The 18,741-nt window shown below is 69.8% G+C and carries 7 protein-coding genes; 4 read left to right on the top strand and 3 right to left on the bottom strand.

Annotation, left to right across the window (positions count from 1 at the left end; all coding sequences use genetic code 11):
- Positions 1–309 precede the first annotated feature (309 nt).
- The 3 genes from GA0070608_RS26090 to GA0070608_RS26080 form a co-directional block, all read right to left on the bottom strand.
- On the bottom strand, positions 310–1,128 hold the full coding sequence (locus GA0070608_RS26090) for a ribonuclease HI (protein ID WP_091631096.1): 819 nt from the start codon (positions 1,126–1,128) through the stop codon (positions 310–312).
- Between the two features lie 89 nt (positions 1,129–1,217).
- Entirely contained in the window at positions 1,218–1,955 is a 738-nt protein-coding gene (locus GA0070608_RS26085) for a hypothetical protein (protein WP_091631095.1), read from the bottom strand.
- Positions 1,956–2,133: 178 nt separating this feature from the next.
- On the bottom strand, positions 2,134–2,664 hold the full coding sequence (locus tag GA0070608_RS26080; RefSeq protein WP_091631094.1) for a DUF4352 domain-containing protein: 531 nt from the start codon (positions 2,662–2,664) through the stop codon (positions 2,134–2,136).
- A gap of 102 nt (positions 2,665–2,766) precedes the next feature.
- On the opposite strand from GA0070608_RS26080, the gene GA0070608_RS26075 reads away from it, so the two are divergent.
- The 4 genes from GA0070608_RS26075 to GA0070608_RS26060 all read left to right on the top strand — a co-directional run bounded on the left by GA0070608_RS26075 (position 2,767) and on the right by GA0070608_RS26060 (position 18,393).
- Positions 2,767–4,689 carry an N-6 DNA methylase gene (locus GA0070608_RS26075; RefSeq protein WP_245715952.1) on the top strand — a complete coding sequence of 641 codons (1,923 nt, stop codon included), beginning with the start codon at positions 2,767–2,769 and terminating at the stop codon, positions 4,687–4,689.
- Positions 4,690–5,048: 359 nt separating this feature from the next.
- Complete coding sequence (locus GA0070608_RS26070; RefSeq protein ID WP_091631092.1) at positions 5,049–11,333, top strand: protein kinase domain-containing protein; 6,285 nt, start codon at positions 5,049–5,051, stop codon at positions 11,331–11,333.
- Positions 11,334–11,392: 59 nt separating this feature from the next.
- On the top strand, positions 11,393–14,335 hold the full coding sequence (locus tag GA0070608_RS26065) for a DEAD/DEAH box helicase (protein ID WP_091631091.1): 2,943 nt from the start codon (positions 11,393–11,395) through the stop codon (positions 14,333–14,335).
- Entirely contained in the window at positions 14,335–18,393 is a 4,059-nt protein-coding gene (locus GA0070608_RS26060; protein ID WP_091631090.1) for an Eco57I restriction-modification methylase domain-containing protein, read from the top strand. The genes GA0070608_RS26065 and GA0070608_RS26060 overlap by 1 nt, the downstream gene beginning before the upstream one ends.
- The last annotated feature ends 348 nt before the right edge of the window (positions 18,394–18,741 follow it).

Here is an 18,741-nt window from a genome sequence, read left to right as displayed (position 1 = left end):
CCGCGGGCCGGCGGATGTGCCGGCCCGCCGTGGGGAAGCGGGGAAATTAGGTTCGGATGGTGTGGAGCTGATCCCGTGGACGGGTCAGAGCTCTGCGCGTCGCTGTCGAGCTGCCCCGCCTGGCTGTGTCAGCAGGCAGGACGGCCAGGGGAGGGGGCGTGGTCCGGTGGGCCGCAGGTCGTCGACCTACCGGAAGATCAGGCCGGGACCGACCCAGGACGGGATCGACGAGCCCGTGGGCGGAATGGCGGTGCGCTGGTCAGCGAGAACCACGGTCATCTCCCGGGGGTGAGAAGTCAGTCGATATGGTCAGCCGGCGACGGTGGTGTGCCAGTCGCGGAGGAAGGCGTCGACCAGGGCATGGGCCCGAGGTCGTACGTCGAAGGACTCGCCGACCCGGCGGCGCGCCATGTGCGACAGGCTGTCGGCGGCCTCGTTGAGCGCGTGGCCGCTGTGTCCCTTCACGTGCGCGAAGGACAGATCCGGTCGCCGGCTCACCACCTCGGCGAGCCGGACCAGGGTGGGCTGGGCCGCCGACCTGCGCGGCCGCAGGCTGTAACCGGCCGGCACGGAGTCGGTCTCGCCGGCCTGCCATCGGTGCAGGTACCGCAGGGCGGTCAGACTGTCCAGCAGCACGATCATGCCGGCCGGCGCCTCGCCGTACGCGGACAGCAGGAAGTCGACCGCCCGCAGCTCGTTGATCAGGACGCGCGAGACCCCGGTTGGATCCATCCGGTCGGTGCCCCGGCCGCGCAGGCCGTAGTGGCCGTCGCTGACGACGTACCCGATGCCGCCGGCGCGTCCCTTCCAGCTGGCGTCGGTCGCGGCGACCACGGCCGCGGACGCCGTCGCCCAGCGGCCGACCCGGCCGCGACCGCGCTCGTGGTCCGGCTGCGGCCGGCAGGTCGAACCGTGCCGGGCGGCCTGCTGTCCTGCCGTGTCGAGTAACTGCCGGGCCGAGGCGATCTCGTCGTAGCGCGCGGCGGTGAGCGCCAGCCGCACCGCGTCGCCGATCCGCTGGCAGTCCTCGCAGCCGGTGACCCGGGCGTAGCCGCGCAGCGCCACGGCGCGGTCGTGCAGGGGAGCGGGGAGCAGGTCCAGGGCGCGCAGGAACTCATCGGGACGCACGACGCCTCCTGACGTCTCGTAGCGGGGGAGGGGCGAGGGCAACGCGTTCTGCCCGCCCTCGCCGCTGTGGAGCTGATGTCGTGAACGGATCAGGCGGGCGTGATGGTCCAGTTGCCGTCCGCCGTCACCTGGACGAGGGCGGGCGCTTCCAGCGGACGGACACCCGAGTAGCCGCCGATCTCGTTGACCAGCAGACCGCCCTCCCCGGTCTCCGTCGAGTAGGCGTGGATGACGAAGTTGCTCGTGCCCCTGGTGTGGGTGATCCTCGCGGCGGTGCCGGCACCGCCGAGCACCAGCACGTCGTCACCCTTGCCTGCGGCCTTGCCGGTGGTTGCCTTCGTGGCCAGCTGAGCCACGCTGCCGATCGTCAACGTCCACGACCCGGACGCCTCCACCTCGAACTGGGTGGTCAGCGAGCCATCCTCGAGGTTGATCCAACGTTTGCCGCTGTAGGAGCCGATCTCGTTGACCAGCAGTCCGTCCCCGTCGCTCTTGAGGACCGTGTTGCTGGAGCACTTGCAGGTGAACTTGACGACCGAGAGGTCGGTCAGCTCGCCTACCCGCACGATGTCGTCGCCGCGCCCCTTGACCACCTTGGGCTTAGGGGTCGACGGGGCCGTGGTCGGCTCGGGGGCGGTGGTGGTGGGAGCGGCCGTCGTCGGAACCGCCGTGGTCGGGGCGGCTGTGGTGGGAGCAGCCGTGCTCGGCGCGGCGCTGCTCGGAGTGGTTGACGGGAGGCTGCTGGCGCTGGTGGCCGGTTCGTCCTCGTCGCCAGTGACCGCACCGATGACCGCACCACCGCAGCACAGCGCGACGACGAGGGCCAAGCCACCGACGGCCCAGGCTCGGGCGTTCGAGGGCTTGGGCGGGACGGGGGCCGCTCGGCGGGCATCGGGGTGGTCGGATCCGTCATAACAGCGCTCCTCAGTGAACTGACGCGGCGGTGGGCTGACGCCCGGGGAAGAGGGGCGGGCGGATCGCCCGCCCCGACGGGCCGGCGGGAGGTCAGTTCAGCGCGACGGTGATGCCGCCGGAGAACGGCGAGTCGTGCAGTTCGAGCTTGGCGAGCTTGACGTTCTTGGGGATGTCGAAGACCACGACACCGGTGACCTGGTTGCCGGGGTTGATGTCGTTGAGGAACGTCTCGGCGTTCTTGTTGGCGTAGATGGCGGCGCCGGTGTCGGAGGAGTACTCGGTGCCGTCGGCCGCGTACGCCTTCTGGCTGCTGCCGTCGAACATCTGCGCCTCCTTGCCGATGTTCTTGACGTTGAGCGTGACCAGGCAGAACTGGCCCTGAGCCTTCTCGCCGAGCAGGTCGGTGCCGATTTTGGCGACGCCGCACTTCGACGACTTGACCGTGAACTCGAACTTTCCGTCGCGGGCCGGCTGGCCGATCTTGGCGGTCTTCGCCGCCTTCTCCTCGCCCTTGGCATCGCTGTCGCCACCCGTGGTGCTGGAACTGTCGGTGGCTCCGGAGCCACAGCCCAGGGCGACGAGGGCGGTGACGATGAGGGCGAGAGTGGTGGTCTTGCGCATTGTTGTCCTCCCGGTGTGAACGTTGCGGCGTCAATGAGAGCATCGTCCGACAACGGTGTCAACAGACATTGTGAACCTTGACATGCGTGCGAGACTTTGGGCGTGAAGACACCGACCGTCACGGCGGCGGAGATCGCCCGGCTCGCCGGGGTCGGTCGCGCCGCGGTCAGCAACTGGCGCAAGCGGCATCCCGACTTCCCAGCTCCCGTGGGCGGCACCACGGCCAGCCCGGAGTTCGACCTGATCCAGGTCGAGCAGTGGCTGCGCGGCCAGGGCAAGCTCCCCGAGCTGTCCCGCGCGGACCGCCTCTGGCAGCACCTGGCCGCACCGACGGAGACCCCGGCGTCCGCACTCGCCGGCGTCGGCGCCCTGCTGCTCGCGCGCCACCGCGGCGAACGCCCCACCCGCAGCAAGGTCGACGCACACCTGGCGGCCCTGCTGCCCGACGTCGACGCGCTCGCCGACGAGATCGGCCCTCAAGCCGCCTTCGACGAGCTGTGGCTGCGCTTCTCCGCCCCCGGTCCGGGCCGGCTGTTCGCCACCCCCGACGAACTCGCCGACCTGATGGTCGCCCTCGCCGACGTCGGCGCAGGCACCATCCTCGACCCCGCCGCCGGTTCCGGCGCCACCCTCCGCGCCGCCGCCCGTGCCGGCTGCACCACGGCGTACGGGCAGGAACTCGACGCCGACCTCGCCACCCTCGCCGAGCTCTGGCTCGCCCTGCGCGACGTGCCCGGCGAGGTCCGCGCCGGCGACTCGCTGCGCGCCGACGCCTTCCAGGGCCGCACCGTCGACGCGGTGATCTGCCATCCGCCGTTCGGCGTCACCAACTGGGGCAACGAGGAACTGGCCTACGACCCCCGCTGGGAGTACGGCGCCCCACCACGCACCGAACCGGAACTGGCCTGGGTGCAGCACGCGCTGGCCCACCTGCGGCCCGGCGGACACGCCGTGCTGCTCATGCCACCCGCGGCAGCCGGACGCCGGGCCGGCCGGCGCATCCGCGCGGAACTGCTGCGGCGCGGTGCGCTGCGCGCCGTCGTCGCCCTGCCCAGTGGGGTGGCCGCCCCGCACGGCGTACCGCTGCACCTCTGGGTGCTGCGGCGGCCCGCGGCCGACGCGCCCGCCCCGGCGCGGGCGCTGCTCGTCGACGCGGCCGAGGGCGACGTCGCCGAGCTGTCCCCGCGGGTCCTCGCCGCCTGGCGGGCCTTCACCGCCGCGCCCGACGCCGAGGTCGAGGAGGCCGGCTTCGCCCGCTCGGTCCCGGTCATCGAACTGCTCGACGAGGAGGTCGACCTCACCCCCGCCCGCCGGCAACCCGCCGTCGGGGGCGAGCAGACCGGCGAGCATCTCGTACGCACCAGAGAGCGGCTGGCCGCCATCGTCGGTGGCCTGCCCGCCCTGATGCCGCAGGTCAACCCCACGAGCGAGAGGGCCGCGCCGTTGGTCACCTCGGTCGCCGACCTGATCCGCGGCGGGGCGCTCCACCTGATCGGGCCGGTGCGCGTCACCTCCGCAGCCGGTCAGCCGCAGGTCGACGTGCTACCCCGATCGGAGAGCAGGTCACCCGTGCTGACCGTGGCCGACGTGCTCGCCGGCGTCGAGGCCTCCGGGGAGGTCGACGAGCGGCTCGGCCAGGAGATTCCCCTGATGGTCGGCGACGTGGTGGTGCCGATGATCGCCCACATGCTCACCGCCCGGGTGATCACCGCCGAGGGGACGCTGCTCGGCCGCAACCTCTACCTGCTGCGCCCCAACCCGGCCGCGCTCGACCCGTGGTTCCTCGCCGGGCAACTGCGCACCTCGGCCAACGAGAAGCAGGCGTCGAGCCTGTCCGGAACCCTGCGCTTCGACATCCGCCGGGCGCAGGTGCGGCGGCTGCCGCTGGACGAGCAGCGGGCGCACGGCGAAGCATTTCGGCGCCTCGCTGAGTTCGAGTCGGCAATCCGACACATCGCATTGCTGGGGGCGGATCTCGCTCAACTGGCTGCCGACGGACTGGCCGGTGGACAACTACGTCCGTAGGGCGGCACCGGTGGGTGGCGGCCGGGTATATCGACACAGGACTGTGCGGCGGGCGGAGTGGAGATTCGGAAGGCCTGCTCACATTGGTCATGCCCGCTACGGCGGGAGTGTGCGTCATGCGCACCTTCGGCACAGATAACGCCGGAATCTGACGCAACATTCGTGGCCGAGATGGCAGGCCGTCCTGTCAAGCGCCGCGGAGTGGTTGGGGTTCCTCACCCGTTCGTGCCCCTTTCAGCGATCGACGAAGCTGGCAATACTCCACGGGCGGCTTCGTGAGGAACGTTCAACAGGCGGCTAGCCAGCGGAGTCCTGTCGACAGGACTCCGCTGATTGTCGACCGCTGATATCGGCAGCAGATGAACGCCACACGGGCCCAGGGCTACGAGCTGGGGGCTTTGAGGGTGACGGGAACGAATGACTGGGTGGCGGGCCGGTTTCGTCTGCAAGGTGCGATCGGCAAAGGAAACATGGGCGAGGTCCACCGCGCCGAGGACATGGCGGCGGCGGAGGGCTCCGGCGACCGGATCGTCGCGCTGAAGCTGATCCTGCGCAGCCGCTCCGGGGCGGTCATCGACACCTCTCTGAACAACAAGGCCCGGCAGCGCTTCGAGCGCGAGGTGCGCATCATGCGCAAGCTCAGCCATCCGCATCTGCCGCGGATCATCGCCGGAGCGGTCAAGGAACTGCCGTACATCGCGATGGAGCTCCTCGACGGGGAGACCCTGCGTGACCTGGTGTCCGAGCACCCGCAGCTGCCCATCTCGTGGGTCGCCGCCGTGGGGGCGCAGATCGCGGACGGGCTGGCGGCGGCGCACAGAGCCGACGTCGTGCACCGCGACCTCAAGCCGTCCAACGTGATGCTGCTGCGGACCGGGGCGATCAAGGTCCTGGACTTCGGCATGGGCCGGATCCTCGACGAGGGCGAGGACGGCAAGCTGACGAGCTCGTCGGTCACGGTCGGCACGGCCCGCTACATGGCGCCGGAGCAGTTCCTCGCTGCGGCGGTCACCCCCGCAGCCGACCTGTACGCGCTGGGCTGCGTGCTCTTCGAGCTTCTGACCGGCGTTCCGCCGTTCCTCAGCGAAACCGGGATCGAGCTGGGCCAGAAGCACCTTTACGAGCCGGTCCCACCGATCCGGCTGATGCGCTCGGACGTGCCGGTCGACGTGGTGCGGCTGCTGGACCGCCTGCTGGCCAAGGACCCGGCCGAGCGGCCGGCGAACGCGGCGACCGTCCGGGAGACGCTCTTGCCCTTCGCCACCGGCACCGACCAGGTCCTTGGCTGGGAGGCCTTCGACCCTGTGCGGTACCTGGCGCAGGGGCGTGTCGCCGCTGAAGCCGCCGCACCGCAGGCACGGGACAAGGAGGCCGAGCCAGCCGACCCGACGAGCGCCGGCATGGACGTCTTCGGAGTGCACGGACAGCTCATCAAGGACTACCGGGCATTCACCCAGGGCGGCACGATCATCCGGGACGATCGGATCGCCACCTTCGTCGAGGACGACCTGGATGCCAAGTCGCAGTGGCCCGACCCGTGGGTGTCGCTCAATCCGTTCTTCGCCTCCGGCGGCTCGATCCTCGAACTCGTCAGCCAGGGTGTGCTGCACGAGGAGTGCGCCCGCATCTTCCAGGCCAGGAAGACCGAGGGCGGTACGGCCTGCGACGGCCGCCCGCTGACGCTGCACCAGCACCAGCGGGCGGCGATCGACAAGGCACAGTCTGGGGCGTCGTACGTCCTGACCACCGGGACCGGCTCCGGCAAGTCGCTGTCGTACATCGTGCCGATCGTCGACAAGGTGCTCAAGGCCCGCGAACAGGAGGGGAAGAAGGCGGAGAAGCGGGTCCGGGCGATCATCGTCTATCCGATGAACGCGCTGGCCAACAGCCAGCTCAAGGAGTTGGACAAGTACCTCCAGGACGGCTACGGGCCCGGTCGCGAGCCGGTCACCTACGCCCGGTACACCGGCCAGGAGAGCGACGAGCGACGCAGGGCGATCCGTGACAGCAAGCCGGACATCCTGCTCACCAACTACGTGATGCTGGAGCTGATGCTCACCCGCCCGGACGACCGGCGGTCGCTGATCAAAATGGCCCGAGGGCTGGAGTTTCTCGTCTTCGACGAACTGCACACCTACCGGGGCCGGCAGGGCGCCGACGTGGCCCTGCTGATCCGCCGGGTGCGCGAGGCCTGCCAGGCGCAGGCACTCCAGTGCGTCGGCACCTCCGCCACCATCTCCAGCGAGGGCACTGCCGACCAACAGCGGGCCGTCGTCGCGCGGGTCGCCAGCACCCTGTTCGGCACCGAGGTCACGCCCGGCAACGTCATCGGCGAGACCCTGGTCCGCGCCACCGGGCCCGCTCCGGACGCCGTGCCGGCCGAACGGCTGCGGGTACCCGGCGCACCCCGCGCGTACGCCGACCTAGTCAACGACCCACTGGCCCGCTGGATCGAGACCCGCTTCGGCCTCGCGGTGAACGGTGGGCGGCTCGTCCGGCAGAAGCCCGCCAAGATCGAGGAGGCGGCGCTCGAACTCGCCGACGCCAGCGGCCTCACCGTCGCCGAGTGCGGCCGGTCGATCCGGCGCACCCTCAAGGCCGGATCCGAGGCGCGGCACCCGGTCACCGAGCGTCCCCTGTTCGCCTTCCGGCTGCACCAGTTCCTCTCCAAGGGCGACACGGTCTACGTCACCCTGGAGGACGCGCTCACCCGCCACCTCACCCGGGACTACCAGCTCGTCCTACCCGGCTCGGACGGCAAGATCCTGCTGCCGCTGGCGTTCTGCCGCGAGTGCGGCCAGGAGTACCTGACGGTGTCGCGCACCGAGCGGGACGGCGACGTCGTCTACGAGCCCCGCCGGGACACCGTCGCCACTGGCGGCCAAACCACCCCCGGGTACCTCTACATCGACTCCGAGCGGGCCTGGCCCGCGGCCACCCAGGAGGCCATCGACGGTCATCGGCTCCCGGAGTCCTGGCTGGAGCCCGACGACCAAGGGCAGGACGTCGTCCGCGCCTCCTACCGGGAGCGGCTGCCGAGAGCCGTCACCGTCGACCCCTACGGACACGAGGGCCGGGGCGGCCTGCGGGCGGCGTTCATCCCGTCGCCATTCCTGTTCTGCGCCCACTGCGGGGTCAGCTACGAGCAGGTCCGGGGCACGGACTTCGCCAAGCTCGCCACCCTCGACCAGGAGGGGCGGTCCTCGGCGACCTCGCTGGTCTCCGCGTCCATCGTCCGGTCGCTGCTCCGCGCGCCCGCCGAGGCGCTGGACCCGAAGGCCCGCAAGCTGCTGACGTTCGTCGACAACCGGCAGGACGCCTCGCTCCAGGCCGGCCACTTCAACGACTTCGTGCAGATCACCCAGCTGCGCGGCGCGCTCTACCAGGCGGCCGTCGCCGCCGGGAAGAAGGGCATCGACCACGAGAAGCTCGCCGAGAAGGTGACGGCGGCACTGGGCCTGCGGCAGGCCGACTACGCCCGCGGCGACGACCTGCCGCCGATGATGTTGGACAGGGCCAACAGGACCCTGCGGGACGTCGTCGCCTACCGCCTCTACCTGGACCTCGAACGGGGCTGGCGGGTCACCATGCCCAACCTCGAACAGACCGGCCTGCTGGAGATCGACTACCAGGACCTCGACTGGCTCGCCGGCAACCAGGAACGCTGGTCGAAGGCACACCAGGTGCTGCGTAACGCCGAGTCGAGCCAGCGCGTCGACATCATGCGCGCGCTGCTGAACGAGATGCGCCGATCCCTCGCCATCGACGTGCAGTACTTCCGCGACGACTTCGACTCGCTCCAGCGGGCCAGCGAGGAGCGCCTGACCGACCCGTGGGTGCTGTCGGCCACCGACAGCCCCAAGGTCGGCACCGCGTACCCGCGGCCGTCGGGGCGGGGTATGGACCGGTCCGGGCTCTTCCTCTCCGGCCGGGCCAAGTTCGGCAAGTACCTGCGCCGGGTGCACTTCGGCACGCGCCTGAGCTTCGACGACGCGCAGCTGGTGATCGCCGACCTGCTGGAGGTGCTGGCGAACGCCGGCCTGGTCACCAGGATCGAGGCCGCGCCGCAGCGCGCCGGCCGCTACCGCCGCCCCGCCGGCCCGAGCGGCACCGGCTACCGGGTGTCGGCCGGCTCGCTGGTCTGGCGGGCCGGCACCGGGGAGACGGGCACCCACGACCCGCTGACCCGCACCTACACCGGCGACGACGGCCCCCGGGTCAACACCTTCTTCCGCGAGCTCTACCGGGAGGCCGCCGGGACCCTCGCCGGGCTGACCGCCCGTGAGCACACCGCCCAGGTCGACCCGGGGGAACGGGAGCGGCGCGAGGATGCCTTCCGCAAGGCGGAACTGAAGTTGCTCTACTGCTCGCCCACCATGGAACTCGGCGTCGACATCTCCGAACTCAACGCCGTCATGATGCGCAACGTGCCGCCCACCCCGGCCAACTACGCCCAGCGCAGCGGGCGGGCTGGCCGGGGTGGGCAGCCCGCGCTGGTGACCACCTACTGCGCCACCGGCAACAGCCACGACCAGTACTACTTCCGCCGCTCCGAGCGGATGGTCGCCGGCGCGGTCGCCCCGCCGCGCCTGGACCTGGCCAACGAGGACCTGGTCCGCTCCCACGTGCAGGCGATCTGGCTGGCCGAGACGGGACTAAAGCTCGGCCGCGCCATCCCGGAGACCGTCGACATCTCGTACGCCGAGGGCACCCGCGTGCCCAACCCCGCCCTCGAGCTGCACGACCACATCCGCGCCGCCCTGCACGACCCCCGGTTCCAGAAGCAGGCGGCGGCATCCGCCCGCACGGTCTTCGCCGGTCTGCTGGCCGAGTACGCCCAGTCGAGCTGGTGGGACGACCGGTGGATCGAGGACACCGTCCGTACCACGCCCGACCGGTTCCACGCGGCCTTCGACCGGTGGCGGGACCTGTTCAAGGCGGCACTGGTCGACCAGGCCGAGCAGAACCGGCGGGTCCTCGACCACACGCTCTCCGAGCGCGACCGGCGAATCGCCGTGGGCCGCCGCAAGGAGGCCGAGACCCAGCTCAACCTGCTCAAGAACGAGAGCGTCGACAGCAAGTCGGTGCTGTCGGACTTCAACCCCTACCGGTACCTCGCCAGCGAGGGCTTCCTGCCCGGCTACTCGTTCCCCCGGCTGCCGCTGGCCGCCTACGTACCCACCACCGGGCGCAGGTTCGGCGACGGCGACTACCTCCAGCGCCCCCGCTTCCTCGCCATCCGCGAGTTCGGCCCCGGCGCCCTCATCTACCACGAGGGCGCGCGCTACCAGGTCACCCGCATCCAACTCCCTCCGGAAGCGGCGGGCGAGGTGGTCACCGGCGTGGCCAACCGGTGCGGCAGGTGCGGGTACCACCACGCCGACCGGGAGAAGGCCGACCTCTGCCAGATGTGCAAGGAGCCGCTGAACGACAAGACGACCGGCCTGCTGCACCTGCACACCGTCTACACCAAGCGCCGGGAGCGGATCTCCTCCGACGAGGAGGAGCGCCGCCGGGCAGGATACCGGCTGGTCACCTCGTACCGCTTTCACGACCACGGCGCCCGCCCCGGCCGCCGCGACGCCCTCGTCGCCGACTCCGCCGGGGGCCTGGCGACCCTCTCGTACGGCGACTCGGCGACCGTCCGGATCACCAACGTCGGGCGGGTGCGAGCCAAGCCGAACGAGCCGGACGGATTCTGGCTCGACCCCGCCGACGGGCGCTGGCTCAACGAGCGCGACGCCGGCGACGCCTCCGGCGACTCCAGCGAGATGCCGCTCGTCGACGCCGACGGCAACGAGAAGCGCCGCAAGAAGCGGGTCATCCCGTACGTGGAGGACCGGCGCAACATCCTCGTGCTCAAGCTCGACGAGCCACTGGACGTCGACGTCGCGCTGTCCCTGATGTTCGCGCTGGAGCGCGGCATCGAGGCCGCCTTCGAGCTGGAGGACTCGGAACTGACCACCGAGCTGCTGCCGCCGAACGAGGGCCCCCGCAACCGCCTCCTCTTCACCGAGGCGGCCGAGGGCGGCGCGGGCGTGCTGCGGCTGATGCAGGCCGACCCTGCCGCCCTGGCACGGGCCGCCGCCGAGGCGCTGGCCATCTGCCACTTCGCTCCCGACGGCACCGACCAGGGCGGCGCGCACCACGACCGGCCCTGCGCCCGGGGCTGCTACGAGTGCCTGCTCACCTACGGCAACCAGCTCAGCCACCGGTCCATTGACCGGCACAGCGTGCGGGACCTGCTGCTGCGCTTCGCCGCCGCCAAGGCCGCCCCCACCGGTCAGGGCGAGTCGCGCACCGAGCAGCTCAAACGGCTCACCGAGCAGTCGGACACCGCCCTGGAGGCCAAGCTCATCACCTGGCTCAAGGAGCGCGGCCTGCGGCTGCCCGACGAGACGCAGACCCTCGTCACCGAGGCGTTGGCCCGCCCCGACTATGTCTACCGGCTGCCCGGCGCCACCGTCGCGGTCTTCGTCGACGGCCCCGTGCACAAGCACGAGGCGATCGCCCACCGCGACCGCGAGGCCGAGGAGCGGCTGCGCGACGCCGGCTGGGAGGTGATCCGTTTCCCGCACGACGCCGACTGGGTCGCGATCGTCGACCAGAACCGGTACTGCTTCGGCACCAGCGTCACCGGCTGACCGTCCCCCTGGCCAGCACCCCCACCCCACCGCACATCACGACGCGCGAGGACCCCCTCATGACCACCCCCTTCAGCGCCGGCACGCTGGTCTCTGCCCGAGGCCGCGACTGGGTCGTACTGCCGGAGAGCGCACCCGACATGCTCGTGCTGCGCCCCCTCGGCGGCGCGGACGACGACATCGCGGCCGTCTTCCCCGACTTCGAGAGCGTCACCGGCGCCCGGTTCGCCGACCCGTCGCCCGCCGACCTCGGCGACGCCCAGGCCGCCGGCCTACTCCGCTCCGCGCTGCGGATCGGCTTCCGCTCCGGCGCTGGCCCGTTCCGCTCGCTGGCCGGCATCGCCGTCGAGCCGCGCGCCTACCAGCTCGTGCCGCTGATGATGGCGCTGCGGCAGAAGACCGTCCGGATGCTGATCTCCGACGACGTGGGCATCGGCAAGACCGTCGAGGCGGGTCTCATCGCCAGCGAACTGCTCGCCCAGGGCGGCGCGCGCGGTCTCGCCGTGCTATGCGCGCCCGCGCTGGCCGAGCAGTGGCAGGGGGAGCTGCGCACCAAGTTCGGCATCGACGCCGAGCTGGTCCTCGCCTCCACCGTCTCCCGGCTGGAACGCGGCCTGGACCTGGGGCAGTCCCTGTTCGACCGACACCCCTACGTGATCGTCTCCACCGACTTCATCAAGTCGACCCGGCACCGCGACGACTTCGTCCGGCACTGCCCCGACCTGGTCATCGTCGATGAGGCGCACACCTGCGTCGCCGCCGACGACAGCATCTCCACCCAGAATCAGCTCCGCTTCGAGCTGCTCCAGCGCGTCGCCGCCGACGCCGAGCGGCACCTGCTGCTGGTTACGGCGACCCCGCACAGCGGCAAGGAGAGCGCCTTCCGCAACCTGCTGGGCCTGGTCAAGCCGGAACTCGCCGCCGTCGACCTCAGCTCGGATGCGGGCCGCCGGGCGCTCGCCCCGTATTTCGTGCACCGCAAGCGCGCCGACGTGCGCCAATATCTCACCCGTTCCGACGGGCTGGCCGACGACAGCCTCGCCGAGGAGACGTCCTTCCCCAGCGACCGGCACTTCAAGGACGAGACGTACAAGCTCTCCCCGGCGTACCGGGCGCTGCTCGACGACGCCATCGCGTACGCCAGCGAGCGGGTGACCGCCGCGGACCGGCAGGGCCGGCGGGAGGCCCGGATCGCCTGGTGGTCGGCGATCGCGCTGCTGCGCTCGCTGGTCTCGTCGCCGCGCGCCGCCGCGCAGACCCTGCGCACCCGGTCGGCGACCGTGGCGGCCGGCAGCGCCGAGGAAGCCGACCGGCTGGGCGCACCGCTGACCAGTGACTCGTCCGACAGCGACGCCCTGGAAGGGCTCGACGTCGTGCCGGGCGCGGAGACCGGCGACCCGGCCGGGGACGCCGACCGTGGGGGAGCGCGGCTCGCGGAGCTGGCTGAGCAGGCCGCGAAGCTGGAGGGCCCGACCGAGGACCGCAAGCTCGCCGCCCTCGTCACCCATCTCAAGGCCCTGCTCAAGGACGGCTACCACCCGATCGTCTTCTGCCGCTACATCCCCACCGCCGAGTACGTCGCCGAGCACCTCGACGGCAAGCTCGGCCGCAAGACCGTGGTGCACGCCGTCACCGGCACCCTCTCCCCGCAGCAGCGCATCGAACGCATCGAGAAGCTCGCCGAGGCCGCGGGCGACGACCCCGCCGCCCGCCGCGTCCTGATCGCCACCGACTGCCTCTCCGAGGGCGTGAACCTCCAGCACCACTTCGACGCCGTCGTCCACTACGACCTGGCCTGGAACCCCACAAGGCACGACCAGCGGGAGGGCCGGGTCGACCGGTACGGCCAGAAGCGCGACGTCGTGCGGGTCATCACCCTCTATGGCGGCGACAACGGCATCGACGGCCGGGTCCTCGACGTCCTCATCCGCAAGCACCGCCAGATCCGCAAGGACCTCGGGGTTTCCGTCTCCGTGCCCGACGCGGCCTCCGCCGGGGTGACCGACGCGATCGTCGAGTGGGTGCTGATGCGCGGGCGCGACAGCGAGCAGGGCAGCCTCTTCGACGCCGACGAATACCGCGCCCTCGACAAGAAGGCCGCCGCCCTGGCCGCCGACTGGCAGTCCGCCGCCGAGCGGGAGAAGACCTCCCGCTCCCGGTTCGCCCAGCACTCCATCCACCCGGAGGAGGTGGCCCGCGAGGTCGCCGCCGTCCGCGACACCCTCGGCCGCGCCGGGGAGATCAGAGGCTTCGTACGCCAGTCGCTGCGCGCCCTCGACGGCGTCCTGCGCGAGGACCCGGGCCGCCCGGGCGACTTCACGGCGGAGGTGAGCGGCACCCCCGCCGGCCTACGCGACGCCCTCGCCCCCGTCCTCGGCGGCGACGTGGTCGAGCTGGGCCGCCCGGTCCCGTTCCGCAGCACGGCGGCCGTGGCGCGCGGCGAGGCCGCCCTGGTCCGCACCGACCCGGCCGTGGTGGCGCTCGCCGGGTACGTCCTCAACGCCGCCCTCGACGACCAGGCCAGCGGCCCCCGCCCGGCCCGGCGCTGCGGCGTCATCCGCACCCGGGCCGTCACCACCCGCACCACCCTGCTGGTGGTCCGCTACCGCTTCCACCTCACCCTGCCGTCACGCACCGGCACCCGGCAGCTCGTCGCCGAGGACGCCCGGCTGCTCGCCTTCGCCGGCGCACCCGCCAACGCCCGCTGGCTCTCCGCCGACGACGCGCTCGGGCTGCTCGACGCCACCGCCGACGCCAACACCGACCCCGGTTTCGGCGAACGCACCATGGCCCGGGTCCTCGACGAACTGCCCGCCGTCGCCGACCACCTCCGGGGGTACGGCGAGGAATTGGCCGCCGAGCTGCTCGTCTCGCACCGCCGGGTCCGCAGCGCCTCCGGCGAGATCGTCCGGGGCCTCACCGTCACCGCCCAGGACGGCGCCGACGTCCTCGGCGCGTACGTCTACCTGCCCGCCCCCACCGCCGCCGGAGGCAACGCCTGATGTCCGCCACCGCCCGCAACCAGGTCTTCACCGCCGTGCACACCATCGGCGGCCTGCTCCCCGCCGACATGCTGGTCCGCATCTCTGAGGGCCGGGACGTTCCCGGCAGCAAGCCCGCCGACTACCGGGTGGTCGGCGCGCGCTCGGTGCAGAACGACGCCGAACGGCACTGGGACTGGCTCAAGGCGGTGTGGAAAGACCTGCGCGGCACGCTCCCCGCCGCCCCGGAGGCCGACACCCCCGCCGACCCGACCGGCCTAGCCGCCGCCCAGTGGCTCGAACCGCTCTTCACCGCGTTCGGCTTCGGTGCCCTCAGCCCCATCGGGACGGCCGGCATCACCGCCGACGACGGCGGCAAGACCTTCCCGATCAGCCACCGCTGGAACCACGTCCCGGTGCACCTGGCTCCGTGGAACGCCACCCTCGACAAGCGTCCGGCCAACGGCGGCGTCCCGCCGCAGTCGCTCGTGCAGGAATGCCTGAACCGCACCGACGCCCACCTGTGGGGGGTGCTCACCAATGGCCGTCAGCTCCGGCTGCTGCGCGACTCCAACGCCCTCGCCACCGCCGCGTACGTCGAATTCGACCTGGAAGCCATCTTCGACGGCGAGCTGTTCAGCGAATTCGTCCTGCTGTACCGGCTGTTGCACGTCTCCCGCTTCGCGGTGGGGGAGGAGGCGGCCCCATCGACGTGCTGGCTGGAGAAGTGGCGCGCGGAAGCAATCAAGACCGGCGTGCGCGCGCTGGACCAGCTCCGCCGGGGCGTCCAGGAGGCCATCGCCACCCTCGGCACCGGCTTCCTGCGCCACCCCGACAACAACCGGCTCCGGGAAAGCCTCGACGTCCAGGAGTTCCACAACGCCCTGCTGCGCCTGGTCTACCGGCTGCTGTTCCTCTTCGTCGCCGAGGACCGCGACGCCCTGCACCCGCCGGAGACCAACGACGAAACCCGCGAGCGGTACGCGAAGTATTTCTCGTCGGCGCGGCTGCGCGCCCACGCCCGCCGCCGCCGGGGCACCACCCACGCCGACCTCTATCAGGCGCTGCGGATCGTCCTCGACGCGCTGGGCCACGTGGACGGCCGGCCCGAGATCGGTGTGCCCGGCCTCGGCGGCATCTTCGACGACCGCGAGCCGGACGCCCCGCTGCACGGGCTGTCGCTGTCGAACGAACATCTGCTGACCGCCGTGCGTCACCTCTGCCAGGTGCGAGACACGGGCTCCCGCCGCTGGCGGTCCGTCGACTATCGCAACCTGGACGCGGAGGAACTGGGCTCCATCTACGAATCGCTGCTGGAGCTGGTGCCGAGGCACAGCGCCGTCGACCGCACGTTCGAGCTGGTCGAACTCGCCGGCAACACCCGCAAGACCACCGGTTCCTACTACACCCCGTCCTCGCTCATCGAGTGTTTGTTGGACTCGGCGCTCGACCCGGTGATCGACGACGCGGTGAAGCGCGGCGAAGTGGCGGCCACGGCCGCCGGCCAGCCCGACCCGTCCGACACGATCGTTTCCGAGCTGCTGTCGCTCACCGTCTGCGACCCGGCCTGCGGCTCCGGCCACTTCCTGGTCGCGGCGTCCCGCCGGATCGCCAAGCGGGTCGCGGCCGTGCGCGAACGCAACCCCGAGCCGACCCTCGACGCGGTACGCAGCGCCCTGCACGAGGTCATCGCCCGCTGCATCTATGGCGTCGACCTCAACCCGATGGCCGTGGAACTCGCCAAGGTGTCCCTGTGGCTGGAAGCCCTGGAACCGGGCAAGCCGCTTAGTTTCCTCGACGCGCACATTAAGCACGGGAACGCGCTGATCGGGGCGACACCCGCGCTGCTCAAGCGCGGCATCCCCGACGAGGCGTTCAAGCCGATTGAGGGCGACGACAAGAAGCACGCTAAGGGCCTGGAGAAGCAGAACGCCCAGCAGCGGGCGAACCAGGCCAGCCTCTTCGACCTGAACGCCGAGGCCCGGGTCACCAACATCGCCTTCGCCCGGGACCTGCGCCACATCACCACAGCCCCCGCCGGCAACCTCGGGGAGGTCCGCAGGCAGGCGTCCGCATACGAGACGTGGCAGACCTCCACTGAGTACGCAAACGCGCTGCACGTCGCCGACGCCTGGTGCGCCGCGTTCATGTGGCGGAAGACGCCGGACGCTCCGCCGGCCGTGACTCACGGGGTCTTCCGTGCGCTGGCCGACCCCGCCGCCGCAGCCGCCTCGAAGGCGACCCACGAGGAAATCAATCGACTGCGCAAGCAGTACGAGTTCTTCCACTGGCACCTAGAGTTTCCGGATGTCTTCGACGTGCCGGCGCATGGCGCGGGCATCGAGCCGGCGACGGGCTGGGCCGGCGGCTTTGACAGCGTTCTGGGTAACCCGCCGTGGGAGCGCATCAAGCTGCAAGAGCAGGAGTTCTTCGCCCAGCGGGACGAGGCAATCGCAACCGCGCCGAACGCCGCCGCCCGGAAGAAGCTGATCGCCGTGCTTAAGGATAACGCGGACCGTCGCTCGTTGTACGAGGAGTTCGGGGCAGCTAAACGGAGGGCCGAAGGCGAGAGCCACTTTATGCGCAATGGCGGCCGGTATCCGCTCACCGGGCGAGGAGATATCAACACCTACGCCGTTTTCTCGGAAACCGACTATGCGCTCATGGGCGAGCGTGGACGCTTGGGGGTAATCGTTCCGACCGGCATAGCGACGGATGACACGACCAAATTATTCTTTCAGAATCTCACTCGCAAGAGATCCATCGTCTCCTTGTATGATTTTCGGAATGCAGGATTTTTTGGTGATGTGGCAGGCGCGCAAGGGAATCGTTTTTGCCTGCTAACGCTTCAAAGGTTGCCGAATGAGGCGGCGGTTGACATGGTGCACCGAATTTCGGAGCTAGTCGAGCTTGATGTTTCCGAACGGCACGTCGGCATGAATAGCGATGAGATTGAATTGGTGAACCCCAATACCGGCACCTGCCCGATTTTTCGCTCCCGTCGTGATGCGGAGATTACCCTCGACATCTATCGTCGTATTCCGATTCTCTGGAAGGAGGGTGACCCGAAGGGTAATCCTTGGGCGTTGTCATTTATGGCGATGTTCCATATGGCGAATGACTCTGGATTGTTTCAAACGCGGGAGGACCTCAAACTTGATGGCTGGGCCTTGACCGGTAATATTTTTGCGAAGGGAGAATGCAGGAAGCTTCCCTTGTATGAAGCGAAAATGCTGCACCATTATACGCATCGATTTGGCGACTACGCACTCGCCAGCATGTCGGAAGGTAAGGGAGTTCGCGCACTCCCGACTCCGTCGGCCAGCAGGCTGGATGATCCAAGCTATACAATCCAGCCCCGGTACTGGGTAAGTGAAGGCGAGGTTCGGTCCAAGCTTAATAGAAAGGGATGGGGTCGTCAGTGGCTTCTGGGCTGGCGGGACGTGACCAGTAGCCTGGATGAGCGGACCATGATTACTACTGTAATGCCGCTGACTGCGGTTGGCGACAAGTTTCTGCTAGCCTGCGGCGAAGGGCGAATGGAGCTTCTGCTTGCCAACTGGACAAGTCTGATCTTTGACTTTGTAGCGAGACAAAAGCTCGGCGGGACGGCATTTAAATACTTTGTCATCAAGCAGCTACCCGCACTTCCGCCGGAATTGCTGTCTATTCATTCTTCTTTTCTTGAGCCACGTATCCTGGAGTTGGTTTACACTGCTCACGATATGGCTTTTTTTGCTCGTGATATAGGTGATGATGGTGCGCCGTTTCGCTGGAACGAAGAGCGGCGTGCCGTCATCCGTGCTGAACTGGACGGTCTATTCTTTCATCTCTACGGCATTGCACGGGATGACGTGAACTACATTATGAACACGTTCACTGTCCTCAGGCGTAAGGATGAAGCTAGGCATGGCATGTACCGGACTAGGGATATGGTCCTTGCCGAGTACGACCGGATGGCCGCCGCTGGCATCGGCTTGACGGCCCCAGTGGCTGACGGAGGTAACTATCGATCAACACTCACTCCGCCGCCTGGACGCGGTCCGCGACACTTGCCGGTTCCTGGCGCTTCCTCCTAGGCTGAAGGCCATTGTCATCGCTGCAACGCCACTTGGCTTAGCGTGTTCAGTGACGAGAAGCCTGAGTTGTTCCCAAGCAGGATGTTTGGATCTGTCTACTGAGGTGATCTCAGCAACACATAAGGGTTGATTGGTGTTACACGGACGAAGGGTGCGAGTCGGGCGGCGTGGAAATAGGCGTGGAGTCAAGGTCCTGCTCTTGTCCGCTCGCCCGAGGGCGGGCTGTTCGTCAGGGTGCTGGCCGCGTAGAGGGTCGCCGGACCTGCTGGCCACGAACCAGGAAAGCGATAGGGTCGATTCCGCGAACGCGCTGGATTAGGCGCAGTTGAGTTTGCCCTCCCCAAGGCG

Source organism: Micromonospora peucetia (assembly GCF_900091625.1).
Classification (GTDB): Bacteria; Actinomycetota; Actinomycetes; order Mycobacteriales; family Micromonosporaceae; genus Micromonospora; species Micromonospora peucetia.
This window is presented reverse-complemented; position numbering and strand designations above follow the sequence as displayed.

Bases quoted from the DNA above. Each gene is read 5' to 3' on its own strand.
- GA0070608_RS26080 (WP_091631094.1), bottom strand. From the start codon at position 2,664: ATGCGCAAGACCACCACTCTCGCCCTCATCGTCACCGCCCTCGTCGCC.
- GA0070608_RS26070 (WP_091631092.1), top strand. From the start codon at position 5,049: ATGAACGCCACACGGGCCCAGGGCTACGAGCTGGGGGCTTTGAGGGTG.
- GA0070608_RS26065 (WP_091631091.1), top strand. From the start codon at position 11,393: ATGACCACCCCCTTCAGCGCCGGCACGCTGGTCTCTGCCCGAGGCCGC.
- GA0070608_RS26060 (WP_091631090.1), top strand. From the start codon at position 14,335: ATGTCCGCCACCGCCCGCAACCAGGTCTTCACCGCCGTGCACACCATC.